We start from the raw sequence: 25,109 nt of genomic DNA on the forward strand, positions 1-25,109 counted from the left end.
ATGTCTGGACCAACTGCGAAGCCACGAGGTCGTATTGTCCTTTGTCTGATAGCTAGTCTCGCCAGCAGTTCGGCGGCGCCGAGTCGCGAGATCTCTGGCCCAAGAAGCCCCAGCCCCGATGAGCTCGATGAGGCAACAAGCAGAACAATTTCGGATCCGGCCATGACATTCCGAAGCGGGCGGCCCAAGGGAGCAGCGCGCCTTTCTAGGAGCTCTTTGCCAAAAACAGCTACGACCACAATAAAGCGCGACGTTGCCGTGGCGACGGCCAAGAGCAGAATTGAAAATCCGATCGACCCATTCGCAAAATTCGAGAAGCTTCGCGAAAGAGGTGGCGCTTTCACTGCTCCTGGTCCTGCGGACACGATAGATCAGGATACAGCTTCTGTCAGATCCCAATTTTCGGATCTCGGGATTGGATTTGCTGGCTGGACGCTAAACACGTTTGTCGACAATGAACTCGGCAACGCCGCCAGAAGCACCATCGCCAATCAGCAATATGTCGGCCAGAATCCGACATTCAGTACCGTCAACTCTATGATCGTGACTTATGACCTCGCTCGGTTTGGAATTCCCGATGGTCAGATCGTGGTCGGAGCCGAGCATCAACACTGGACATGGCAGAGCGCTGGGCCAGATCGGCTGGGCCTCAATGCAGTTTCTTACTATCAAACGTTATTCGACAGAAGGATCGAACTCAAAGTGGGCTACCTCAGGAACCAACATGAGTTTGCGGGCGCTGGAGACAAAGTGTTCGGACCCTCATCGAAAATGCTGTTCCAAGCTGGCATGAGCAACAATTGGGCGCCAACGCCGGCTCTTAATCTGAAGTACAATTTTGATGATCGCCTATATAACAAGCTCTCAATCCAGCGCTCGGTCAGTCCAGCAGGACAATATGCGCATGTAAGCGAGAATCCCACTGGCTTGAACTGGAGCACGCGCGACGCAGGCATTCTTTTGCTTGATGAGCTTTCCTACAGGAACAAGCCTACTCCGGGTGTAATGGAGACTTGGCTGCGGGCTGGCGCGGGCTTCAACAACAGCCGCTACACGGACCTGCAGCATCCGACAGAAGCGACGACCAAGGCCAACGGCGTCTACTATGTAGGTGCGGACAGGCAATTCTGGCAGTCTGCCGTCCACGGCTCGGCATCTCGCGGAGTCTATGGCGGGCTCTCTGCAATGTATGCTCCGCCTGACCTAAATAGAGCTAGTCAATACTACGAGATTCGCCTTTATGCGAAGGGCCTATTGGACAGCCGGCCCACAGATCAGATGAGTCTTGTTGTCAGCAATACCATCTGGAGCCATGTCGCGGTGGACGCTGCACTGGCAAAAGAACCGCTGGCGCACCGTGACAGTACTGCTATTTCAGGACTGTACACGGCGCATCTGGCGCCGGGGATATATACAACCGTAGGACTGACCTACATCAATCACCCGACAAGCATTACCTACACACCGCAAACCGGACACGCCCTGAATATGTTAGTATCTACGTCGGTATTCTTCTAAGGGCTCAGGACTGGGCGTGAATTCACCGGCATGTAGTCGAAATCACAATCGTTCCCTTTCAACGGCTTGGGCCGGTCATCGCGGCGTTTTGCTATCTCTGTGCTCCTGGCGCGAGGCCGGGTACCGCGTGAATTTAGGCATGTCCAAGGTAGCCTGCTGTTGGGAATGGTAGCTTGGAGCCTTTGCTGATTCGGTCTACGAGCGATAGACCGGCGCCGTATCGCGCAAAAGTCGTATCCTCTTGCGGAGCGACATTGTTTCACGTTAGCTGCTCCTGCAGCTCGTCAGACTCGCGTCCGAGCTCTTACTCTGCCATGACAACGCCGAAATCGTGCCCTCGGAGATTCCCGCGACGAGACTTGGTAAGTGGAACCGCGACACAGATGCCAAACTTCAGCCAGCTCCGGCAATCGCGCTCTGTCTGTCCGACGGTCGTGCCGTCGTCCGAAAGGCGATGCGCAAGGTCGGCGGAAACGCACCCCCTTCCGTGGGAAAGTCAACCGGACGCGGCCGGATGACTCGCGCCACTCGGCGCTGAATAATTTTCGGCCGGGCGAGATGAGCTTGAGCATCTTACTTCAGCAAGTAGGTCGCCTCCCGGGTCTGCGCGCGCGTTAGCTCCTCCCATCCGATTGCGCGTGGCGTTCTGCTCGGCTTAACTTCTCTTCGCAAACATCTATTCGCGCGAACATGCGACAAGGCCAGTGCAATTATGTGAATTTGCCGCGCACTGCTAGGCAACTTTCGTGGACGGGTGCTTCGTCATCTTGAGGCGCGTCACACTGCATCGACCATCGACACTGACGGGCGCGTCACCATCGAGTGTGGCACGATGTACGACGCGATGCTGGTCACCGTAATCGTTAAGGGCATAATGCTGTGTTGCGCGATTGTCCCAAATCGCGACATCGCCTTCTTTCCAGGTCCAGCGCACGGTATTTTCGGGCGCCGTGATATAGGACTGGAATAGTTGAAACAGCTTCTGGCTGTCGCGTTTTGGGATATCAATAAACCTTTGCACCAGATCGCCGAGCACCAGCGCGCGCTCGCCGGTCTCGGGATGTACACGGACCACCGGATGCTCCGTCTCATAGATTGTTTTGGTAAAGACCTCATCAAAATGCTTCTGATCGATGTCGCGAACACGGCAGGTCCCGGCGTAGTCGAAGGCGTTGCTGTGAACGGTCCAGAGTTCGTCGGCAAGCCGTTGGAGCGGCCGCGGCAGATCGAGGTAGGCCGCCACAGCATTCGACCAAATCGTATCGCCGCCGGACGATGGGATCACAATAGCTCGCAGCACCGCAGCTTTGGGATAAGCCGCTAGAAAGGTTCCATCGGCGTGCCATACATCGGCTCGGCTACCTCCACGCGCGGAATCAAGCTCGAGGATCGAGGTCGTTCCATTGATCGTACCGAGTGTGGGATGCGGCACCAGCTTTCCCAAACAAGCGGCAAAGCGCTCCTGCTCCGCGTCATCAAGATGCCGCTGATCGCGGAAGAAGATCACTTTATGTTCGAGCAGCAGGCTATTGATTGCAGCGACGGTTTGGCTCGGCAAATCACCCGAAAGTTTGATATCTCTGATTTCAACACCGATGCGCGCGGCGCGCTTGACGATGTCGGTCGCTGGAATGACACGCTCGGTCGAAGCCGTTTCTTTCATTGCAATTTTTTCCAAGTTTTGCGGATTGTTCAAGCAGACGAGGGTGCATCTCACTCGCTTTCGATGACGAACCTCGCGCTGCGGGTACTCTTGAGCAAGCACCATGCCAGTCGGACACGAGCTGTGAACGTCAGGTTGATGATCCGAACAGCTTGCCAGGAGCTCGATGGCACCTCCAATCCTCTTGCAATCCGAACCCGCAAATACACCAGAGGTGAAAACTCTGAGGCTAGCGCCCCGGTTCGGGGCGAAAGGCACGCAACACCGAGAGGAATTGTACCGCTCGGTACCCGAACAGAAACGCGCCATACGGCCTTCGTGCAACTTTGAGCAGCGAGCCGTGCGTGCCGTTCTCGTCCAGTATGGCACCTGCCCAACTGTTTGCAGCAATCGGCCAAATACGGGCCGCGTCTGCGAACGAGCCATCACCGGCTCTGAAGGTGTCCGGGACCTGCCCTCGCCGCGATCACTACCGGCTTCATCCGCTGGAAATGGAAGAGGAATAGATGACCTTGGAAGAGACCCAAACGATTGAACTACGGTTCCATCCAGGCGAAAGCCATTGACCCGCGGCACTGGGATCGCGATGTTCTCGATGCACCGACGTCCGAGGGCGGTGAGGCAGATGCTCGGCATTGTCCCGGTGGCTTTGCCTAAGACGGCAAAGATATGTCCACTACCGGTCGTTATAGGTGTTTCAATGTTGTCGAAGTAATTACCCTCGACGAGTGCTTGCACAGATGATCCAGCAACCACTGCATGGAAAACTCCGCAGCTGTGTTGCGCATTCGTGTTGTGGGAAGTAATTGTTAACGAGATGGATAATGGCCTGCGCACCGTCAATGTGCGGCGCCCGCCCCGAGATCTCATGAAAATAGTTATTTGCGATAGTGATCGTCTCCGGGACACCAAGAAACAGGAGGTTCCAATAGTGTTTCCCGTTAGAATAGGAGGAATAGATATCGCTGCCATCGAAGTCGTTCCAGGAAAGCGTAATATTCGTCGTGGGGAAAAAGCCGCCGACAATCATCTGACGCCCGATATTGTGAAATCGGTTGTGATCGATCCACACCAGGTCGGCTCGTGCAATTGCAATAGCATCACCGGCAAATATCACGCCTTCATTGATATCACTGATGGTCAGGTTGCGAATAACGACGTTGCTGACCCCACCCCTTCACTTTGATTGTAGCGGCCGAGCCAATGCCGATCACCGTTTTGTTTGAGCCAATTTCCAGCGGGCGCTTGCCGGCCCTGTCGAATGCGACCGACGTCTTCTCCTTGCCATCGCAATGCGCGTCGTTTCCATCGATAAGAAGAAGGGACTCACGCTTGTAAGGTGCCGAACAGGCACGGCCGTATTGGGACCCCTGCCCTTCGCCTCGCCCCTCCGTACCGGTAAAGTCTATGGTTCCGATTGCCTGGATCTCGCGCGAACTATCGTCATTGCACTGGCCGAAGCTGTACCACCGACATAACTCATAATTCAGAGCCTGGTTGATCTGACTTGAACTATCTCGCCTCCCAGCCCGCCCGTCGCTGCAGAGCCAAAGCCCATGATGGCCTCCGATCGCACATCGTTCGGTCCGAGGAGGGACGAGACGCCGAGGACGGCAGCAAGTCCGCAGAGCACGCGCAACGAACGCTTGATGTGCTCCATCGTGTGTTTCATAGGCATATGATGCTCTCTCTTACCTCCGCAATTCCGCACGACAACCTGAATTTTCGAGCCGAAATGCTGAACTAGACGGGGCCATCAGCATGCGGCGTTAACGCCATTAGATCGTCGTCAATAAGGCAGGCTGGTAACATCGGAAGCATGCTAAACAACGGTCGAGGTGTGCAGCCGCAGGCACCGTGCCAGATGGAATCGACCTGGGTAGCCATTGAGCGGCTCACGAGTGATGAAAACAGCGGTCGATGCTTCGAGAACGCGGTCAGAATGAAAGCAACATCTTATCCCACGTTTCACCGTAACGCGCACGGCTCGAAAGGCAACGGCGGGACCAGCTTGCAACCGCGCTCTTTGATTTGCGCCTTCGACGCTTGATGGGCTAGCTGCCCTAAGGCCCTGGAATGCAACTATCAAACCTGGCTGTTCCTGTGATCCCGAATGAGGCGTACCGCAGTTCAAATCATGAGACGCCCGGCTTCCGTCGGGCTGTCTGGGAGCTTCACTGATGTACACGCCGTCCTGCTTCCAAGTTCTCGATATCGCCGGCCTTCAACAAACAATGCGCGAGGCACGGACAGCGACACTGGTCACCGCCACTCACGAGGGGCTTGTTGGAACGTTGCTGCCCGTAGTACTCGACGAGAGCGCAGGCTCGATGGGCACGATTTACGCGCACGTGGCGCGTGCTAATCCGCAGTGGAAGCTGACACCAACCGGAGAGGCGATGGCAATTTTCGCTGGGGCGGAGGCCTATATCAGCCCTTCATGGTACGTGACCAAGCACGAGAGAGGCGAGGCCGTACCAACGTGGAACTATGTCGCTGTGCATGCCTACGGACAAGTTGAGTTCTTCGAGGATTCCGATCGGCTCCGCGAGGTAGTCACGCGGCTGACCGATGTACATGAGCGCTCAAGCAAAGACCGCTGGGCGGTCTCGGACGCACCTGCCGATTTCATCAAAGCGGAGCTCGAGGGGATTATCGGCCTGCGATTGCAAATTACACGGCTAGATGGCTCACGGAAGATGAGCCAGAACCGCAATGCCGCGGATCGCGCCGGCGTCATCGAGGGCTTATCCAAGAGCAACCGTGAGGAAGACCGTCGTGCGGCTCACCTCATTCCGAAAGGATGACGAACCCGAGCGAGGTATTGTAAACGAACCGGTGTCACGTGGACTTCCTCCACTTCCTCGACTGCTGTCCTTCTGCACAACCACGCGCGGGCGGCGGGTTTCTGCTCGCGGCAGGTGCTTTACACAGCACAGGAACGCGCGGCGTCCGCGAGCGGGACCGCGAACGCCCAAGCCGCTAGGCCAACTCCAGCTTTTATGGCGTGCAAGTCTCAAGAGATTTGCAAGGAGCCCTCCAAGCGTCTGGAATCTGACATTGCGGTCAGATTGCAGACTCTCTGACACTTCACGACAATCTGCGGTCGCGCACACTCCCGACGGGCAGCAAGAAACGCGAATGTCTCACATTTGCAAGGTCGCGCAGCTCACTTCTGTCACAATGATCGGGGCTCCCGGACCACCTGCTCGACCTCGAATTCGGCCTAAGACGTCCAAGAGACCTGTTTCGCCTGCTCGACGCCCTCCGGCGCAACGGGTATGCTGAACTGAAAGAAGGCCCCGTGAGGATCATTGGCGCCCGCCCAGATCCGGCCCCCATGCGCCTCAATAATGGAATGGCAAATGGCCAGCCCCATGCCCATGCCTTCTGACTTGGTGGTGTAGAACGCCTCGAACATACGATCTGCGCTGTTTGGATCGAGTCCTGGACCTGTATCCCGAAAGCTGACCAATACATTATTCGAGCCATCTGTGCGCGTCGTGATCAGTAATTCGCGTTCGCCTTCGTTGATCTCGCTCATAGCCTCGATGGCATTCGTGATCAGATTGAGAATCACCTGCCGTACCTGAACGCGATCTGCCCGAACGAGCGGCAAAGCCTCAGGCCTTCGGGTTTGCACCCACACGTCATTTTGTGCAAGTTCCGCGCGGACTAGGGCCAACACCTCTAAGATCAATTCGTCAATTGCAAGAAGCTCGGTTTGCATGGGCGCTTTGTTCATAAGAGCGCGGATCCGACGGATCACGTTTCCTGCGCGCATACTGTCACGAACAATCAAACCGAAGGTCTGCCGAACCTCTTCCAGATTTGGCGGTTGAGCACCGAGCCAATTTAGCCCCGCCCCCGCATTACTGCTGATCGCGGCAATCGGCTGGTTCACCTCATGCGCGATCGAGGCGGCCAGATGTCCCATTGTCGTGATCCGATTGGCATGTGCAAGGCCCATCAGGGTCTCGCGATAGCGCCGTTCGCTTTCGCGGGCCTCCGCTTCCGCTCTCTTTCGTTCTGTCAGGTCCAGGACGAAGCCAACACCTTGGTCCTCTCGCGCATCGAACACGGCGAGGCCAATGAGCACTGGCACGCGACTGCCATCCTTCCGAACATACTCTTTCTCGAACTGCTGAACAGCTCCGGTCCTTTTTGCTTCTGTGTGAGCATCCATTGTGCGCTCGTGCCATTCCGGAGGCGTCAGATCGAGACCGTTCACTCGGCCTGCGAGGAGATCTTCTTGCTCGTATCCAACCATCGTGAGGAAGGCTTGATTTGCTTCGATGATCTCGCCCCCTTCGTGAATGATAAAGATTCCGATGATGTTAGCGTCGAGCAAGCGCCGGATTTTCGCCTCCCGTTGCTGAACTTCGCTGTACAACCGGCTGTTTTCGAGCGCTGTTGCAGCTTGAGAGGCAAGCATTTTCTGCATTGATGTTCGGGCAGCCGAGAATATGCGCGGGGCGAGATTATTCTCCAGATAAAGTACGCCGATCAGCTTGCCCTGCGTGATGAGTGGCAGGCAAAGAATAGAACGCGCTTTGCGCTCGCGGATATAAGGATCTTCGGCAAATGAAGGCTGGACGACAGCGTCTTCGAGAACCACGTTTTCGCGGACACGTAGCACGAAATGCAGCACGGATTCGGGAAGAGCCATCGGAGTTACGGGCTGTTCATCCACCTTTATAACGAGCGCATCTGCTACCGTTTTGCCTTCCGCTTCGATCCGTGGCTCGTCGCCATGCAGCAGAATCAACACACCTCTTTCGGCGCCGGCCTGCTCAATGGTAGTCCGCATAAGCTTGTCAATTAGCTTCTGAAGCACAATCTCGCCGGAAATCGCCTGCGACACTTTGATCACCGTCGCCAGATCAAGTTGCTCAACCGGAGCTCCGATCGTCATGCCATTCACGGCAAGCGGGGGCTCCTGATGCATGAGATGCGGATGCAGCTCCTCGAGTTGACGCACCTTACCATCCGCTCCCCAACGAAGGTAGCCGCGCCGCGCGTCCTGCAGGTAAACCCGGGAGATCCTGGCAAAACCGCGTGCAGCATAAAAGCGCGCTGCAAGTTCACAAGCGATCCCCTCGTGGTGGGGGAAACCGTTACGTCCTGCGGTTTGGATTGAGTGTTCGTACAGTCGCATTGCGTCTGCATCCCGGCATTCTAACCTCGCAATTTCAGCGCCGACCAAGGCAGCCCGATTCTCGAAGTTGTCGGGGCAATTCGTCGCCCATGTCTGCAGTTGCCTGTAATGAGCATCAATGACATCTCGGTGTGGCTGTTGTTCGCCTTCGCCCAGCCTGTCGCAATAACACGAGTGAGACAGCGCACCATAAAAGTGAAACTCCGCGGTCAAGGGCTCTGTTGGTATGGTCCATAGTTTGGGCTCGGCCTTCGAGCGAGCCTCAACAGCCGCAGCATAATCGCCGGATAGGAAGCGCGCCTGAAGTTTGCGGATCCAGTAAACGGTTTCGCTAGGTGACTCCGGACTTCCTGCCAACGATCGTTCAACGTCTAGCTCGTCAAATTGTTGGTCGTCGAAGCAACCGAGCGAGCGCGTGAGGCCGCGCATGGTTCTGACGATTGCGAGCTGAGCGGCTACCGCCTCAGCAGCAAATTGTACCTTTCTGTTCCGGATCGTAGCAGCGCTTTTCTCTAACTCGTTCTGTACCTCTTTCAGGTGATCTCCGGCCATCATCATACTTCCGGTTAGATGGACCGAACTGTACGCCTCATAGATGACATCACCGCTACTGACCGCGGCTTCGAGGGCTCGCCGGATCAAAACTCGGCCGTCTCTAAGCGGCTTCGTCCACGGGATCACGGTGGCTCCGACGGCCAAATAGACGTGAGCCCGAAAACGAGAGAACTCGCCGCGATCAGCCAGATCGCAAGCAAGACGACCAAATTTATCGGCCGCTTGGTAGTCACCGAAGCGTCCGGCCGAGATTCGGCCTAACCATGCGTAATGGGCGCAGGAAGCATCAGTGTTGCCGTATTCGAGGCTGATGCTGACCGCTCGGCAGATCACTAAAGCGGATAAATTGGCGTCTGTGAAACCTGCAGCCGGAAGAATCCGCGTCAACACGGCGAGCGTGGCAAGCTTGGCCTGGTCTGTCATTCGAGGCAAACCAGCAAGATCCTCGATTGCGTTGGGCAGCTGTGACCACATCCGCTGATATTCGGCCAGCATTTCATGGTCCGTCGGACGCTGCGACCACTCGATCCCGACGTCGCGAAGATATTCGAGACCTATGAGCACTGCCCGGCCGTGCTGACCCAGCGTCAAGTAAATATCGACCCGCAAACATGCGACCGTTGCTCGTTGTGGCCCGTTCAAAGCTCGCTTCGACAGTGCGGACAAGAGACGCTCTGCAATCTCCAGCTGGCCTACCAAGAATTCGCATTCGGCCCGGCTGGTCTCGAGTGCGAACGCGAGCTCGCGGCGCCTTTGCCAAAAATTGGGCGCGAGCAGCGCAGCACCGACGGTGAAATATGCTAGCGCCGAGGCGTAGGCCGCCGAGGCCTTGGCACGCTGCCCTGCGATCAAGTTCAACTCGGCGAGCTGCTCTCGCTCCTGACCGGAAGCGATGAGCGCGACGCCTCGATTGAGCTGACTGACAATGTCGAAGATGGCCTCTTCGCGTTTGTGCGCAGGGATGTGTGCCGCGAGCATCCGACCGATCCGCAGATGGGAAGGAGCGCGCGAGGATTCCGGCATCAGCAAGTAGGCCGCCTCTTGAACGCGATCGTGGACAAAGCGGTAGGCTGTCCCATGCCGCACGATCAGTTCCTGCCGGATTGCCGGCCACACGGTCGCGTGCACTTGCTCCTCTGGAATTTCGAGCACAATCGCAAGCTCCGCCGTCCCGGCGATGTTGCCGAAACAGGCCAGCTGTTGCAGCGCTTCCTGCGTTTCCTTGGGCAGCCGGATGAGCTTGCCGAGCATCAGATCGACGACGTTCTCGGTGTACGCTTTTGCGTGAATTCGCTGCAGATCCCAACGCCAGCGCGCCGACACGTGATCGAACGTCAACAGCTGCTCTCCGGCTAGTTCAGACAAGAATTGAACGGCGAAGAACGGATTGCCCATCGTCTTCTGATGCACCAACTTCGCAAGCGGGGCAGCGCGTTTTGGTCCGCAGCGAAGGGTATGCGCGACCAACTGCCCGACGTCGTCTGCGCTGAGCGGCGATAGCGTGATCTCCTGTAGATTTAGGCCGGCTCTCCCGATGGACTCGAGCTTGCGTTTGAGCGGATGATCTGCATCAACTTCGTTGCTGCGGTAAGCTCCAATAAGCAGCAGGTGCAGATCCGGCTGGGTCAGCAGATCCTCGATCAGGTCGAGTGTGGCGGCGTCATACCACTGCAAATCATCGAGGAAGAGCACCAATGGATGGGTTCGCCGGGCGAACACGCCAATAAAGCGACGAAACACGAGCTGGAAACGGATTTGCGCTTGGCGGGCTGGAAGCTCAGCAACCGCGGGCTGCTCGCCGATAACAAGGCTCAAATCGGGGATCAATTCGACCATCAGCCGTCCATTCCCACCGAGCGCCTCCCGGAACGCCTGCCGCCAAGTCGCGAGTTCGCCCTCACTTTTGCTGAGAAGAGGACGCACAAGGCTCTGAAAGGTCTGCACTAGTGTCGCATATGGCACATCGCGCTTCACTTGGTCGAATTTGCCTGATGCCAAGAGCCCGCGATAGGGCACGAGTACTTTGTGTAGCTCCTGGACGAGCGAAGACTTACCGATGCCGGAATAACCGGCAACCAGCACCAACCTCGGCGCGCCGCTCTTCACCGCTCGATCGAAAGAGCCAAGCAAGGTCTCGATCTCGCGGGCTCTCCCATAGAGCTTCTCGGGGACGATCAACCGATCAGGTGTGTCGTCTGCGCCAAGTTCAAAAGGCTCGATGCGACCATGGTTGGCCCATGCTGCCAGACAGTGTTGCAGATCGTGTTCAAGGCCAGCGGCAGTCTGGTAGCGTTCCTCGGCGGTTTTCGCGAGGAGTTTCATCGCAATTTGAGAGATTGGCTCCGGGACATTTTGCGATTTCTCGAGGGGCGGTGTTGCTTTTCTTGCAATATGACAATGAATCCACTCCAACGGGTCTGAGCCCGTGAACGGCAGCGCGCCGGTCAGCATCTGGTAGAATATCACCCCAAGTGAATAGAGATCACTGCGAGAGTCGACCGAGCGATTCATTCGTCCGGTCTGCTCGGGCGCCATGTAGGGCAGCGAGCCGGCGATGAACTCGGCAGGCTCAAGCGGCACCCGCTCGCGGGAAAGCCGGGACGCCAGCCCGAATCCGGTGAGTCGCACTTGTTCGTCAGGACAATTGACCAGAATGTGACCGGGTTTCAGGTCCTTGTGGATTAAGCCGCGGCGGTGGAGCTTGCCCACGGACCTCGTGACACCAATAGCAAGGCGCAGGAAGCGCTGAGGCTCCATGCCGACTCCAACTAAGTTTAGCAGCGGCTCGCCGCATGGATCCTCCAGGACCAGCATGGTACGACCAGCTTCCCGGATGAGTTCCAGAGGCCGCACCGCCCATGCCTCATCTAGCTCCTCTCTCAGCTCATACTCGTGGGCGAGGCACTCGATCGTGGCGGGGTGTTCCCCGGTGGGCCGCACGAGAAGCACGACAGCCTTGCTGCCGTTGATTTGCCGCCACGCACGGCAGAACACACGACCTCCGTCCCTCCACAGGGGCTGGATGTCGTTGTCGAGATTTGAGCCGAACACATTTCGGCTGGGAGGGGCGCGCGGCATTTGCCTGACCAGACTAAGAAGACGCGCGCCAAATCTGACACATAAGAGGCGCCATTGTGAAGGAACTTCACAAAATTCGCTGCAGGGTCCCGATCATGGCCGCCAAAGAGAGCCCGCAGCAAGCACAATATAACGGACGCAAGCTGTATGTTAGAGCCCGATCGTGTCGATCGAGCGCAGCCCTGCGCGCAGCTCGAGCCCGGGCGGCGGCTCCGGACTACGCAGCGCGCCGGCGCGGAAGGAGTCCTTCGCGATAGAGCGACTCAAGCCGAAGGCTTCCCACGCCAAGGACAGCGGCTCGATTGACGTGTGGCCGAAAATGCCGCCACTAACACTGAAGTTGTTTGGCACGTCTACTTTGAAGAGGAACAACTCGCCCGGCTGGAGCGCCCGAAACTGCGTGGTGCCGCTGGGTTGCCACGAAAAGGTTAAAGATAGCTGGAATACCGGGCCGCCCTCTGATTCGTATTTCAAGGCGGCGGCACGGACAAAGCCTGGCAGCAATCCTCTTGAGGCAAATGTAGGGGACGGTTGTCGCCGGTCCAGCGGCGATCGAACCTCTCAACCACGAGCACACGGTTGCCTTCAAACTCCTCAATCGCGATGGCGGCGCTCGGAAGTCCGAGAGCTGCTGTCAGCTGGCAGAAGAACTCATTCTCGACGCTGTAGGAAAGATTGAGGCCGTTCGGTAGTCGGTCAATCCGCGGTTTGAGAATGTCCGTCGTGGCTGTAGTCGCCAGCGGCTTGTACCAACGCCCTTTCCAGAACAAGAGCGCGGTCTTTTCCTGGGCGCCGGCGATCGAGATCCGAAAGTCCTCGTCCTCACCAAGCTCAAGGAGAGCCGATGCAAAGGTCGCCGAGAAGCCGGGCGATTCTCGTCGTCAACGGGTCTGCCGTCAACAGCCGCGGCAGCGCCCGGGTTCGATGCCGTCCGGCAGGAATTGCAATGGGCCGACGCAGTCCCGTCCGACACCAGTGAGTAGGTCGTAAGCGTCGATGCCCTGAGCGTGGACTCGCTCCGCCATACGATGGCGGATGGGCATGCTGTCGGGCAGGAGATTGTCGGAAACGGCGACGACAGCGGCACCGATATAGCGGTCCCTCACGCAGAGCAGAAATAGCGACACGGGCAGCGCATGCTCCCAGGCAAGCCAGGACGGATCGTGCTGAAAGTCGATTGCGCCGACGAATGGTGTTCTGCAATGCGCGTTCACCGGCTTCGGATGAGGAGAGCACAAGGTTCGCTTTGTGGGCAATCTCGGATCGGCACATACTTTGATCCGTCATCTCCTCGACGAAGATGGGTGCGCTGCCTAAAACCCAGCGACGCTCCTTACAAGCTGGGTTCCAGCGAGCCCTTCTTCGATAGCCCTTTCGAACGGAGACGGCTGCGATCCTGAACGACGTGTTCCTTGCCCTGACCAAGGCCGGCCACCAGCCTTGGATTGGCGAACAACCCCGCAATGTCAGCATGACAGTGGGCCGTTAAGACGATCTCGTTCACGCTCGACCACCCGGGGCCAGGACGCAGGCCAACGGACGACTCCAAACACCGCATGAAGCTTCCGAAACCCTCCGACTGGAGATCCCAGCCACTGGAGAACAGCGGAACGCCTTCTCGTCCCAGTCGCGCTGCGACAGATCTAACTTGCCAACTACGAACTCCACCTAGTCGGCTCGAGAGATGCTAACTCGATCAATCTACAAGACATGTACAACGTGACCCTACGTACGATTCAAGCCTTTCCCGTCTGTGTGAAGTAGCAGGGAGTCACCATCTACTTTGGCTGCTAAACGAGTCTCAGTTTTGCCACGCGGGTCACATCATCTGGGACACCATCACCACGGATGTACTGGCGATGTGGGGCGAACCCGGCACACTTCTTCTCAAAGGAGTGCGCCGGGCCGCCTTAATGAGTTGCGTCGGAAGATTGATGAGCTAGTGGGCGGTTGGCGGCTGCTCCAAGCGGACCGCTCGAGCCAGTTTCAGCCCTATACTGCGGCATTGAGGAGCTAAGCTTCGAATCAGCGTGCTCGATACGCACCTATGGTGCCCGCCAATCCCGCGAATGCGCCCTCTCCATTTGAATTACACACATCATCCTCGGATACGAGCAGCGAAGCAATCGGCAGGACGCACGAACGTGGGCGCCCCCGCAGCTCGAGATGATTACATTTCCTACAAAGCACGACCGAAAGGACTTGAATCGCACCATGCGTCAGGTTGTACGAAACCGATGCAAGGTGCTTTCCCAAGCTCGCTAAAGACGCAACTCACAGGCGCTCTGACGACGCAAAAAAAGAATTTATGTGCTGATGCCGCTGCTACTCGTTCTGATGTCCATTTTCTTTACTGCGGGTGCGATAGTCTACGCCTCATGCCGATCTCAACAACGCCGGCGGGATCGGCGCATGCACAGGCACATTGGCCCCAATTCGCTCAGCTCGCGCCCCCGCGTGCAGCTACCCAGGCGGCGGGCATTTTGATCCGGCCGCTTAACGAGAGTCCGCCGACGCCTCATGCGCCTGAACGGGGATGCCAAGCGGCATCCGCCGCCAGCTAGAGCGAGCGCCTCAACTTGGCTGCTGATTGATTTGATCAATGCCGCCGGGCCGTTCCAACGGGACGGCGGACAGACGGAAGCCAGTTCTCGACCACTCGGGCCCTTTTTGCTAGACTTTCGTGATAATGTCTTACGCACGCAAACGGCTGGCCGTTCGCATACCTGGAAGATCTCAGAGATTTGCACTGCGCGAAAGCTCCTGAGAAGGCCGCCACGAGCAACCTTTGGTCGTGGCTCCACGGAACTTCTACCACGATTGCAAAAGTGAGGCTTTTATCGTGACCAAGCGCTCTGAACCGCGGAAGCAAGCCGCAACTGTCGAAGGGCCGGAGGTGAGACCGAGCGTGTTGGTCGTCGACGACGACCTCTCAATGCGCGAATCGCTCGTCAACCTGTTTCGTTCGATCGGTCTAGACGTTGTTGCTTTCGGATCGGCCCAAGAACTGCTCCAGAGCGAGCTTCCTGATGTTCCCAGCTGCCTTGTGCTTGATATCAGACTGCCGGGCTTGAGCGGGCTGGAGCTCCAGATTGAATTAGCCAAACTGAAGGTTCACATTCCCATTATTTTCATCACCGCTCATGGCGATATTCCGATGACCGTCAAAGCGATGAAGAATGGAGCAATCGATTTTCTCGGCAAGCCGTTTCGCGATCAGGAACTGCTCGATGGAGTGGTCGCAGCGATCGAACAGGATCGCAAGAGACGAGCTATAGACAAGGTTGTCACGAAGCTGCAGTCCTTGTTCGAGGCTCTAAGTCCACGAGAGCAGGATGTCTTGAGACTGGTCGCCACGGGCCTCTTGAACAAACAGGTAGCCGCGGAACTCGGGCTTGCCGAGATTACAGTCAAAATCTACCGGGGGCACGTGATGAAGAAGATGGGTGCTCGATCACTAGCCGATTTGATTAGAATGGCGGAGAGGCTGGGAATTGGGACCGACCGTTTCAGAGTACAAACCTAAGTATGATTTTACAATTTCTTCGTACACGCGCACCCTTCAGCTGGCCGCCATGCTTCGGCCAGTGCCTTCGCCCAACCAGGACGGGTGGTCTTGTCTAACACTATTTCCGTTGTCGACGATGATCCTTCAATTCGTGTCGCGCTGAACAACCTCTTGAAATCACAGGGCCACATCGTTCATACGTTTGCTTCGGCCGAGGAATTCCTGGAGTCGTCTCAATTGAACAGCACGTCCTGTGTAATTGCAGACGTGCAGATGCCCACGATGAGCGGCTTTGAACTTTTAGAACAGATGCGGGCCCAAGGCCACGCTGCGCCATTCATTTTGATTACTGCCTTCGCGGATGATCGCACGCGAGCCCGCGCTTTGAGCGCCGGCGTGACCGGCTTTTTCGCTAAACCGTTTCCCGCTCTGGAGTTGATGGCCTGCGTCGATGAAGTACTCCGCGAGCACCGTCCCGGAACAAACGCCTGAAAGCGGGGCAAGCAATCTGGACCAAGCCGCGCCCGCGCGGCGCTCACGATGTCGGTCAACGCGCGATTGCTCGTGCTTACCCCGCGCCAGTGGCGACCATCACCTTTTGATGTAGCCGCACTCCTGTCGCTGTTGTCGCACTTTCGACGTCTGGTTGAAGCACTTGCTAGTCCGGGCCCCTGACAACATGCCTCCCGTATGATCGCGTAATCCGACGAGGCCGAAGCGCTCGTCGCGTTAATCTCGGCCGCGAGCAGGACCCGATCCGCACCGTCCGCGGCGCCGGTTACGCGCTGGATGATCGGTTTGCCAAGGCGGAGCAGGTCTAGGAGATTTGCGGTGTGATGTTGCCAGACGTGATCTAGCGGGCTGCGGCCGCAATCTCCGAGGTCGTCCCGGCGAAGGCCGGGACCCATAACCACCGAACGTGGTTTGGCAAAGAGTCGGAGTGACCCTTTCGCACGACAATTCCGCGCTCGGAGTACTGGTCCCGGCCCCCGTGCGCAAGTGCGCACTAGGCCGGGACGACATTGAACGCAGGAGCGCGCGATCTTGAGTGCGACAACCATTGCTGAGTTCGGCGCGAAAGTGCCACGGATCCGGCGGCCGAGTTTGGGGGAAAAGGAGGCGGCGATCGCGGCCAACATCACGGAGTTTGTCAGACGTTCGCTGCGGAATTCCGAGAAGCCGCAAAGACGTATGTTGGCAGATCGAATGTTGGCGGATCGAACGGTTTGCACCGCCAGATCCGCTAAATTCGGTTCGATCCCAGCAACTCTTCGGACTGAAGCACCGGAAGCTTACGCATCCGTTGGAATGGCAACACAAGTGCCGCTGGCAGATTCGATCTCAAGCCATGCCTTTGCTGCCGAATCCATCCACGCCGACGACTGCCCGGCGATTGTATCGACCAAGCGCAAGGCCAAAACCGGTCGGGCGGCGGGCCTGTCCTTCTAGTCCCTGAGACCGTGGCCTGAGCATGTCGCTTCGGCTCGCGGTATCCTGACGCAAGGTACCGCACGCATGCGCAACGTCTTCCCGCGCGGCTAGGTAAACCTGTTCGCGAAAGATGACTTAACACGGGGGCCGTCGCTGGATGGGGACGAAGCTACTAGAGATGGTAGCTTTGTTCCGCCTGGTTCTCAGGTAACCCGTTGGAGCTGATTTTTAGATGCGCTACGCGCAACCCAAACGATGCCGAGAGGCGCGGAACCCGCGGTCATGGCCTGCCAGTCCTGCACGATGTTGGCCCGCGTTGTTTCATCGGGCAGATTGTCTGGTCGACGCGACGACCGCATGGTTGGAGTACACAGGGGAGCCGAATGAAGACAATTGAAACGCTAGAGTCCAATGTGCGTGCGTACTCACGTTCCTTTCCTGCTGTCTTCAATGGGGCGCGCGGTTCAATTATGTTCACAGAGGGCGGCCGAAAGGTCATAGACTTTCTGTCTGGCGCTGGAACGCTAAACTATGGCCACAACAATCAGCAGATCAAAGCAGCAATCAGCGACTATCTGGAGTCGGACGGGGTCGTCCACGGCTTGGACATGGCCACTCCAGCAAAAGTCGAATTCATGGAGACCTTTAGCTCTGTTATTCTTCGGGAACGGAATCTTTCCTATCGCTTTCAATTCACCGGGCCTACAGGAGCTAACGCCGTTGAAGCAGCTCTAAAGCTCTCGCGTAAAATCACAGGGCGTCACAACGTCATTTCTTTCACGAACGGATATCACGGCCAAAGCTTGGGAGCCACAGCCGCGAGCGGTAACCGCTTTTACCGTAAAGCCAGCGGGATTCCCTTATCCGGCACAACTTTCATGCCCTATGATGGGTATCTTGGCTCCTCGTACAGTCCGGCGGATTACGTTCGAAAGGTGTTAATGGACGAGAGCAGTGGTACTGATCTTCCAGCCGCCATTCTCGTCGAAACCGTGCAAGGAGAGGGAGGCATTAACGTCGCCGGCAAGGAATGGCTGCAGTCAATGCAGGCTTTGGCAAAAGAGGTCGGAGCTATTTTCATAGTTGACGATATCCAAATGGGCTGTGGTCGCACAGGTGAGTTCTTCAGCTTCGAGTTCGCTGCGTTGTCGCCAGACATTGTCGTGATGTCGAAATCGCTCAGTGGTTACGGCTTGCCATTGTCGATGCTCTTGATCAAGGAAGCGATCGACGCATGGGAACCAGGCGAGCATACGGGAACATTTCGCGGAAACAACCTTGCACTCGTTTCTGGCAAGGCGGCATTGGATCTGTATTGGCGCAACCAGACGTTCTCGCAACAGATCCAACGCTTGGGTGCATTTATGCGGCGTCGACTCGATGCTATCGCGCATCAGCACGGAAACGAGTTTGCCGTTCGTGGACGCGGTATGGTATGCGGATTCGATTGCAAAACGAGCGAGATCGCAGAGGCGACGTCACGGAGAGCATTTGTGAAGGGATTGATTATCGAGCGATGCGGACCGACGGATCAGGTTGTCAAGTTCTTGCCTGCACTTACGATCGCCGAAGAAACGTTGGAACAAGGGCTCGATATATTCGAGGAGTCATTGACTGAAACCTTGAAGTTGACCCGACCAAGCTAACCTGCCGGCACACGAGAGACACTGGTCCTAGCGACAGCATCGCCGCCAACGACACTGGCGTCGGCCCTTGCTTCGCGCCGAAACGGTCAGGGGTTGTGAGGCAATAATGTGGAGCTTACGCCTGAACGCCAGCGCTGTTTGTGATCCGCTGAGTCGCTGGTGCGCGAAGAACGCCTTGCTCCCTGCTTGGTCCGCAACACGTGAGTGTGGAGCCCCCTAGGTCCGCCGAAGGCGACCTCGTTGGCGGAGCGGAGTCGAATGGTGTAGTAGGCCTTCAAAGTGCTGCGCGACGAGTTATTGAATGACGATCGCATCTAAGCCAGTCCACAAGTGAGGAGAGTCCGCCCGCCGCTGCGATCTACCGCCTCATCCCCACGCCAAGCTCAGCTGATATTGATCGAGAAGCCTGCCTCGGCGACGTCGCGCACGCGCATCTGACCGTGCTCTTTCACGCACTCCTGCGTTAGATCTGGGCTCCTTGGAGCATTAGGTCATGTTGCTCGAACGCAGTTGGTCATCCGCCCAAGTACGATCAACCAGGCCTCCCCCGGATGCACATAAGCGACGAGCTTCAGCTAGAGATGGTACTCCACACGCGCAGCCCGTTTCACGCCTGGCCTTCATGAGCACGGGTCCATCACACGGGTGCGGACTTTGTCAGGACCGTAGACATTCCGCAGCTGCGATCCAGCCGAGCCGTTTACACCATAAATGCGGCAGCAATCACTGCGGCGGCGGCTTTACGACAAAAGTCGTCACGGCAAGCGCGGTTCAGGCGTGAGTTGCACGAAGCCGAACGAGCAGCTCAATTCAAAAGCGTTGGTCCTCGGCTTTTGCTCCACAACTCGGAGCACCGATATCCGTGTGCCCCCAGCCCGATGCCATAGCCCCAAGTTGGCGTGATCGAGTTCAGCTATCAGACGCCCCGTTAGCTTGATCACCCCGGCGTCGACGGGACCAAATGTCGACTATGCTGGGCGAACCGAAGAAGCCCGACGCATCTGCCGGGTCCGAGATGCGTCGGGCTGAGTGGGAGACTGAGTGCGACAGTCTTCCTCCCAGAGCCGCGTCTGCAACTAGCATGCCGTGCCCGCACTGCTAGCCCAGCGTCTCAAACCAAATATCGGCTCTCTACCGCACAGTTTGCTGGGGCGTACAGAGATGCTCGGCCCACGGCTAGTTCCTCAAGGCCTAACCAGTTGAGCTTGTTGCCCTTCCAAAAACTCCCACCATCACCTTTCGTCTCAACCAAAAATGAGGCAGAAGAAGCGGACAACGGGCCGCCGGCTCATCAACAACAGATATCTAGATGTTTGATAGATTGCAACGCGTGACTGGAATAATGGCCCCGAGCTCGCGCACGACCGGGGCAAGCGATCGAGATCTGAGCTTAGATTTCGCGAAAGGTGCGCTCATTGGCTTGGTAATCGTTGGGCACCTGATCCAGTATGTCATCTATCGAGACGGCGGCTTTTGGTATTCGCCGTACTACAAAGCAATCTATATGTTTCACATGCCACTCTTTATGGCGATAAGCGGCTATCTTTCTTCTCGATCGTTGCTGCAGAAGTCGTTCACTCAGGCCGCCATCGCCCGTGCGACGCAGCTCTTACTGCCCATGCTGTTTTGGTGGGCGCTCATGGAGACAGCTAAGTCAGCGGCATTGTGGCGCGCGACCAGCCTAACTACCGGACTTTTGGAATTTGTAGACGATCTTGCCGGCACATACTGGTTCATCTGGGCCACGTTTGTTTCTTACCTTCTCATCAAGATACTCACCAGGCTGAGCCACCGATCGTTGGTCATATCTGGCTCAGCGATACTGATTGCACTCGTTCCTCTGACGTTCTCCATATCACCCTTGATCAGGTTCACTTACCCGTTCTTCTGCTTGGGATTCTTGTTTGCTCAATCGAACGAACGATGGACGACTACATCGCGATCTCACAAGCCGCTCTTAATTTTAATTCTCTCGGTCTTGACTTGCGTATGTTTTGTAGCCTGGGGCAAGGACACTTATGTCTACAATAATCTTGGACTAATTCACGATTTTCGGTCGGCCAAAGACGTGCTTCTGATGTTTGTTGGCGCTGCAGCTGCCTCAGCAATCGCCATCGAACTCTTGCTGCAATGCTGGCGCTTTAGCCACTCAACCCGAATCGCCCGCTTTATAGCTATGGAGTTGGGCCAGACCACGCTGCTGCTCTACCTTGTCCAGGGTACCGTGTTCCGTCTAATGGATTTCATACAGCTCGGAGAACTTTGGGATCTCACGAGCCGGTTGATCATCGCGGGTCTGCTCGGGGCGGCAATTGTTGCGATCGCGCTAGTGGTCCGTTCGACTGTTCGCGGCGTTCCATATCTGTCTCAGCTCGTCCTTGGAATGCCACCGCGGTCAGGTCTCCCGCGAGTCAAACCCGCAATGAACTAGCTGTATGCATTTGATCGTCCGAGTACGGCAGGATGTTGCGATGGCATCGCCTTGTGCTGCCGCCGGAATAGCGTTCGAAGCCCGATCGGACGGCGTCGGCGTCCACCGGCCGAGCCGGTCGGCATAGAGTAACGTAACATGCGAGTAACCATCGTCCATTTCGGCACCTTATGGCAAGGCAATCTCAACTCGTTCCGGAAGCCGACGACAACTCAGACTCCCTAGCCTTGCGGAGCCGCGCGCGTCTTCAGGCCAGCGCATCGGCAGCGTCATAGACGCCCGCATATATTTCGTGCAGGTCTCCTGGTGTTACACACAATATGGCGGCATCACATAGATCGTATTGCTGCAGCAAGAGATTGCGCACTTTAAAGAAGGCGTGAAGCTTCGGGCCGACGCCTGCCAATGGCCGGTATCCTTCGTCTTCAGATCGAGTGCACTGTGATGGCGCCGCTACGGCGAACGTTTGCAAAGCGCGGATCGCCGCGGAATGGTTCAATTGCCTGCTCTTGCATGGTTGCGAGCGCAGCAATGCGTCTGACCTGTCTTTCCACAGTTCCAGGTTAGCCTTGGCGGCGGCACAGGCCAGCGGATTTGCCGTGGACGAACTCGAGTGAAGGAATGTGCGTACGGTCTTTCGAGTAATGAGCATCGAAAATCCCTGGCCAGCACAGTGTCACAGCGAGCGGCAGCGCCCCTCCCGTGAGGCCCTTGAATAGCACGCTCTATCTGGCACAACATTGGCCTGCTCACAGGTGAGATTGTTCCGGTGCGGCTCCAGCCCGTCATGACCTCGTCGGCAATGAACAGGACGTCCGACGCCTCGCAGATCCGCTTCATCTCACTTAGCACCCAAGTTGGGTACCTCAGCATTCCACCTGCCTCAACACCAGGCTCGACAATAAGGGCTGCGCGATTTTCGTGCCGACATGCTGATTCAAGCACATCAAGCGTTGCCTGCTCACGACCGCTCGCAGGGAATGGCATTGAGGTCAGGTCGAACAGGAGCGGTCCGTACGCCGCGTTGAAGACACCACGGGCACCAATCGACATCGCGCCGAACGTGTCGCCGCGATAGGAGTGCTTGACAACGATGCGTGTTCCCTGTTTGCCTCTATTGTGCCAATAGCCGAGTGCCATGTTCAAGGGCGACTTCAAGCGGCTGAGCCACTGTCCGAGTAGAACACATGGTCCAAGCCTTGGGTTATGAGTTTCAAAAGGAGCCGAGCGACCTCCTCGGCCGGATCATGCGTGTAGCCGGCGAAAATGACTCGCTTCAATTTGCCGGCCTATTCGTGAATCGCGCTCACGATCTGCGGATGGCAATGGCCGTGAGTGACGACCCCACCAGGATGCGACTGCATCTATGATTCGATGATCATCCGCAGTGTGGAGATAAGCACCGTCGCTACGCACAACCTTGGTCATCTCTTGTGAAGCGCATGCTGCGCGAATGGATGCCAGATGGGCCACCTATTGTTTGGCTTCATGGCTGGAAGTCGCTGGAAATGAACGAGTCTTTGAAGACGACCCGTAGGCTGTCTGCCGTCAGAGGAGAAATCCAGGGCAGCCGGCCTAACCAACGCACCCGCGCGATGTCACAAATTGCGCTTTCAGTTTCAGCATTTCTTTCCCCCGATAATGCGATCCCAAGAATGTCGATCTGGCGCTTTCGCAAGGCCTCAATCGGCAGCAGGGAGTGATTGATGGTCCCGAGTAGCGTGCGGGCGCGGAGCACGACGGGAAGCCGCCACCGCTCGAAGATGTCGATGTAGAGTGGGCTACGGTTCAGCGGCACCATCAGCCCGCCGGCGCCTTCGATGACGAGCGGTCGCTCCCCGGCCTGCGGCCCGATGAGCGAATCCGGGGTCGATGCGAATTCCGTCTATCTCGGCCGAATGATGCGGGGAAGCGGGTATTTTAAGGCGGTAACGCTCCGGAACGATCCGATCGGCCGGAAGACCGCTCAGCCGTGCAACCAGCTGGCTATCGGCCTCCCCTTCAAAACGATTCTCGCCAACGATATAGGGCAGGATCTGCGAATTCGAAGGACTTCTCTCGCCTCGCACAGCCATCTCCCGATGCAAGAACGCGACCAGCTTCGTCAACCATTCTTCGCTCCGGCTCCTCCTGCAGGATCAAGAGAGACTCCCGCACGGCCACCGCCATCAACAGCGACCGAGCGGTCGCGAAGATGAACGGGCGACAGCGATTGATCGTGCGCAGCACGCCAGTGGCGGTGACAAGCGCGCCGGAAGTTCCCAGCGCCTTACCGCAGGTATGAACAACGAGGAGATTCTCGCGTCCTTCATAGGCCGCCGTGAGCCCTCGCCCTTGCTCGCCGTAAACGCCCGTTGCATGAGCTTCGTCGACAACCATGAACGCGTCGTGCAGGTGCGCGATCCCGAGCAGGTCTCCAAGCGGTGCGACTTCGCCATCCATGCTGTAGAGGCTCTCGACTACGATCCAGACCCGCCCGGCTCCTGCGGCCGCGCGCCAGTCGCAAATTGCCGCTTTCGATAGCCTGCGGATTGTTATGGGCACTGATTCGAAACGCTGCTCGGCCCGTTCGCGCTCCTTCATGAATACTGGCGTGAACCGGCGAATCAAGGACGAGCAGGTCGTCTTGTTGCGACAGCCTTGTCAGCACAGCAACATACCCGCAATGACGGAATTCATTCATCACTCGCTGAGCAACGATGGACGCCGCAAAACTCCCAACTGGCCGGACAGGGTCTTCCCGCGTTGGCTTGTGGGTTCAAACTTGCAGGATGGGATCTTCTCGATCAGCCGGCACAATGCGCGGCCTGAAGATGCTCGCATCCTCCTCGTCAAGTGACGCGTATGCAACAATACTTATCTTATCTGCGGGCATTGCCAGTCGCGCCGCCGCACCGTTTACGTCTACGGTGCCGGACCCTTGTGGCGCTTCGGTCACAAACGTTGCAAAGAGTGTTCCCGTCTCGAGGTTGTACAGTTCGACGCGAACGTTAATCTGATACCGGCCGCGTCCAGCAGCGCGCGATCAATCGAGATCGAGCCTTCATAGTGCAGGTCGGATTCAGTGACGAGGTGCAATGAATCGTTCCCTTCAATCAGGACAATCTGCATTTCTTTACCTACGCTGATGGCTTGCGCGCGCCACGCCCATTGTTCTGGATGACTTAAGCGGGTCAGACATAATATCGAGCCGGGCTAGCACACTTGCATCCCGGTCAACTTGCGGATTTTTGGTCGTCAGCAACACATCGCCGACAAAGATGGAATTCGCACCAGCCAAGAAGCATAGGGCCTGGAGTTCATCAGTCATGTACTCACGCCCGGCGGCCAACCGTATGACGCTGTTGGGCATCATGATCCGCGCGGTCGCCACCAGGCGCACCAGTGCAATCGGATCGGGACGCTCCGCCGTGAACCTCACCGGCACGCCATTCACCTCGTTCCAGAGCTTGATCCGGATGCTTTCCGGATGGTTCGGAAGATTGGCGAGCAGTAGCAGCATGCCGAGACGGTCCTCGGCGTCGTCACCGATGCCAATAATTCCGCCGCAGCAGATTTTGATGCCCGCCTGGCGCACGGGCGTAAGAGTGTCGCTTAGCTCTTGCAAGGTCCGGGTCGTGATGATGCTGCGGTAGAACTCAGGCGAGGTGTCCACGTTGTGATTGTAGAAATCGAGGCCGGCGTCGGCGAGCCGTGCGGCGTGCTTTGGCGTGAGCATGCCGAGCATTACGCACGTCTCCATGCCACAATCTTTAACGGCGGCAATCATATCGCAGACCTGATCGAGGTCGCGGTCCTTTGGATTGCGCCAGGCCGCGGCCACGCAGAAGCGGGTCGCCCCTGCGGCCTTGGCCCGTTGCGCGGCGGAGACCACGTCAGACCGATCCATCAAGCGAGCCGCCTTCAGTCCACTGGATACAAGCAACACCCACATGCGCAGCTCCGGAAACGCACTCTTGCCCGGTATTGAAGGAGAAATACCGCCGAGTTGCGCGGGCCATCGCGCGCATATCAGGCTAATAGCCGGCCCGCCTTCCAGGATTTGATCGCAGCATCGAGGCACGCGCAACAACGCTGCCCGACGCGCCTCACCCAGGTCACTAGCCGATGCGTACGTAGTT

General features: G+C 57.3%; 17 protein-coding genes and 3 pseudogenes. 9 read left to right on the forward strand and 11 right to left on the reverse strand.

The features are described from left to right. Nucleotides 1-258 precede the first annotated feature (258 nt). Nucleotides 259-1,518 carry a carbohydrate porin gene (locus tag ACFQX9_RS16990; RefSeq protein WP_377789675.1) on the forward strand — a complete coding sequence of 420 codons (1,260 nt, stop codon included), beginning with the start codon at nucleotides 259-261 and terminating at the stop codon, nucleotides 1,516-1,518. A gap of 733 nt (nucleotides 1,519-2,251) precedes the next feature. Here ACFQX9_RS16990 and ACFQX9_RS16995 read toward each other — a convergent pair. After that, nucleotides 2,252-3,181 (reverse strand): TauD/TfdA dioxygenase family protein, encoded by a 930-nt coding sequence (locus tag ACFQX9_RS16995; RefSeq protein ID WP_377789677.1) that lies wholly within the window; start codon nucleotides 3,179-3,181, stop codon nucleotides 2,252-2,254. An 868-nt stretch (nucleotides 3,182-4,049) separates the two neighbouring features. On the opposite strand from ACFQX9_RS16995, the gene ACFQX9_RS17000 reads away from it, so the two are divergent. After that, nucleotides 4,050-4,367, forward strand: coding sequence for a hypothetical protein (locus tag ACFQX9_RS17000; RefSeq protein WP_245285981.1), 318 nt, complete (start codon nucleotides 4,050-4,052; stop codon nucleotides 4,365-4,367). A 994-nt stretch (nucleotides 4,368-5,361) separates the two neighbouring features. Beyond that, entirely contained in the window at nucleotides 5,362-5,988 is a 627-nt protein-coding gene (locus ACFQX9_RS17005) for an FMN-binding negative transcriptional regulator (protein WP_007600152.1), read from the forward strand. A gap of 419 nt (nucleotides 5,989-6,407) precedes the next feature. Here ACFQX9_RS17005 and ACFQX9_RS17010 read toward each other — a convergent pair whose 3' ends face one another. From ACFQX9_RS17010 to ACFQX9_RS17030, 5 genes are all read right to left on the reverse strand, one after another. Next, nucleotides 6,408-11,972: an AAA family ATPase gene (locus ACFQX9_RS17010; RefSeq protein WP_377789680.1), complete on the reverse strand. Its 5,565-nt coding sequence runs from the start codon at nucleotides 11,970-11,972 to the stop codon at nucleotides 6,408-6,410. 150 nt (nucleotides 11,973-12,122) lie between these two features. Further along, nucleotides 12,123-12,446 carry a hypothetical protein gene (locus ACFQX9_RS17015; RefSeq protein ID WP_377789682.1) on the reverse strand — a complete coding sequence of 108 codons (324 nt, stop codon included), beginning with the start codon at nucleotides 12,444-12,446 and terminating at the stop codon, nucleotides 12,123-12,125. After that, nucleotides 12,443-12,742: a HipA domain-containing protein gene (locus ACFQX9_RS17020; RefSeq protein WP_377789684.1), complete on the reverse strand. Its 300-nt coding sequence runs from the start codon at nucleotides 12,740-12,742 to the stop codon at nucleotides 12,443-12,445. Before ACFQX9_RS17020 ends, ACFQX9_RS17015 begins: the two co-directional genes overlap by 4 nt. Nucleotides 12,743-12,868: 126 nt before the next feature. Further along, nucleotides 12,869-13,099 (reverse strand): HipA N-terminal domain-containing protein, encoded by a 231-nt coding sequence (locus ACFQX9_RS17025; protein ID WP_245286097.1) that lies wholly within the window; start codon nucleotides 13,097-13,099, stop codon nucleotides 12,869-12,871. A 206-nt stretch (nucleotides 13,100-13,305) separates the two neighbouring features. Further along, nucleotides 13,306-13,476 (reverse strand): hypothetical protein, encoded by a 171-nt coding sequence (locus ACFQX9_RS17030; protein ID WP_219682624.1) that lies wholly within the window; start codon nucleotides 13,474-13,476, stop codon nucleotides 13,306-13,308. A 1,338-nt stretch (nucleotides 13,477-14,814) separates the two neighbouring features. Here ACFQX9_RS17030 and ACFQX9_RS17035 point away from each other — a divergent pair. From ACFQX9_RS17035 to nolL, 5 genes are all read left to right on the forward strand, one after another. Next, nucleotides 14,815-15,498 carry a response regulator transcription factor gene (locus ACFQX9_RS17035; RefSeq protein ID WP_085348765.1) on the forward strand — a complete coding sequence of 228 codons (684 nt, stop codon included), beginning with the start codon at nucleotides 14,815-14,817 and terminating at the stop codon, nucleotides 15,496-15,498. Nucleotides 15,499-15,582: 84 nt separating this feature from the next. Continuing rightward, entirely contained in the window at nucleotides 15,583-15,972 is a 390-nt protein-coding gene (locus ACFQX9_RS17040; protein WP_007600141.1) for a response regulator transcription factor, read from the forward strand. A 552-nt stretch (nucleotides 15,973-16,524) separates the two neighbouring features. After that, nucleotides 16,525-16,929 carry a hypothetical protein gene (locus tag ACFQX9_RS17045; RefSeq protein ID WP_377789687.1) on the forward strand — a complete coding sequence of 135 codons (405 nt, stop codon included), beginning with the start codon at nucleotides 16,525-16,527 and terminating at the stop codon, nucleotides 16,927-16,929. 365 nt (nucleotides 16,930-17,294) lie between these two features. Beyond that, complete coding sequence (gene ectB / locus ACFQX9_RS17050) at nucleotides 17,295-18,557, forward strand: diaminobutyrate--2-oxoglutarate transaminase (RefSeq protein WP_231189061.1); 1,263 nt, start codon at nucleotides 17,295-17,297, stop codon at nucleotides 18,555-18,557. Between the two features lie 1,309 nt (nucleotides 18,558-19,866). Beyond that, nucleotides 19,867-20,988, forward strand: coding sequence for a nodulation factor fucose acetyltransferase NolL (nolL, locus tag ACFQX9_RS17055; protein WP_377789689.1), 1,122 nt, complete (start codon nucleotides 19,867-19,869; stop codon nucleotides 20,986-20,988). Between the two features lie 247 nt (nucleotides 20,989-21,235). Here nolL and ACFQX9_RS17060 read toward each other — a convergent pair. The 3 genes and pseudogenes from ACFQX9_RS17060 to ACFQX9_RS17070 all read right to left on the reverse strand — a co-directional run bounded on the left by ACFQX9_RS17060 (nucleotide 21,236) and on the right by ACFQX9_RS17070 (nucleotide 23,571). Next, nucleotides 21,236-22,478, reverse strand: a pseudogene (locus ACFQX9_RS17060) (aminotransferase class III-fold pyridoxal phosphate-dependent enzyme). After that, nucleotides 22,475-22,991: pseudogene (gene bioD / locus ACFQX9_RS17065) on the reverse strand (ATP-dependent dethiobiotin synthetase BioD); the annotation flags it as partial. The pseudogenes ACFQX9_RS17060 and bioD, both read right to left, overlap by 4 nt. Next, a complete protein-coding gene (locus tag ACFQX9_RS17070; RefSeq protein WP_377789691.1) occupies nucleotides 22,990-23,571 on the reverse strand; it encodes an aminotransferase class I/II-fold pyridoxal phosphate-dependent enzyme in 582 nt (193 codons plus the stop codon). The gene ACFQX9_RS17070 and the pseudogene bioD, both read right to left, overlap by 2 nt. Between ACFQX9_RS17070 and ACFQX9_RS17075 the strand changes: the two genes are divergently transcribed. Next, nucleotides 23,570-23,827 carry a hypothetical protein gene (locus ACFQX9_RS17075; RefSeq protein WP_377789795.1) on the forward strand — a complete coding sequence of 86 codons (258 nt, stop codon included), beginning with the start codon at nucleotides 23,570-23,572 and terminating at the stop codon, nucleotides 23,825-23,827. The two genes, ACFQX9_RS17070 and ACFQX9_RS17075, sit on opposite strands and share 2 nt — an antisense overlap. On the opposite strand, the pseudogene ACFQX9_RS17080 reads toward ACFQX9_RS17075, so the two are convergent. Together ACFQX9_RS17080 and bioB are read right to left on the reverse strand one after the other, a co-directional pair. Beyond that, nucleotides 23,747-24,099: pseudogene (locus tag ACFQX9_RS17080) on the reverse strand (aspartate 1-decarboxylase). The gene ACFQX9_RS17075 and the pseudogene ACFQX9_RS17080 overlap by 81 nt on opposite strands. A 4-nt stretch (nucleotides 24,100-24,103) precedes the next feature. Then, entirely contained in the window at nucleotides 24,104-24,922 is an 819-nt protein-coding gene (gene bioB / locus ACFQX9_RS17085) for a biotin synthase BioB (protein WP_377789693.1), read from the reverse strand. Nucleotides 24,923-25,109: the final 187 nt, after the last annotated feature.

This window comes from Bradyrhizobium sp. GCM10028915 (assembly GCF_042666195.1).
GTDB classification, from domain to species: Bacteria; Pseudomonadota; Alphaproteobacteria; order Rhizobiales; family Xanthobacteraceae; genus Bradyrhizobium; species Bradyrhizobium canariense_D.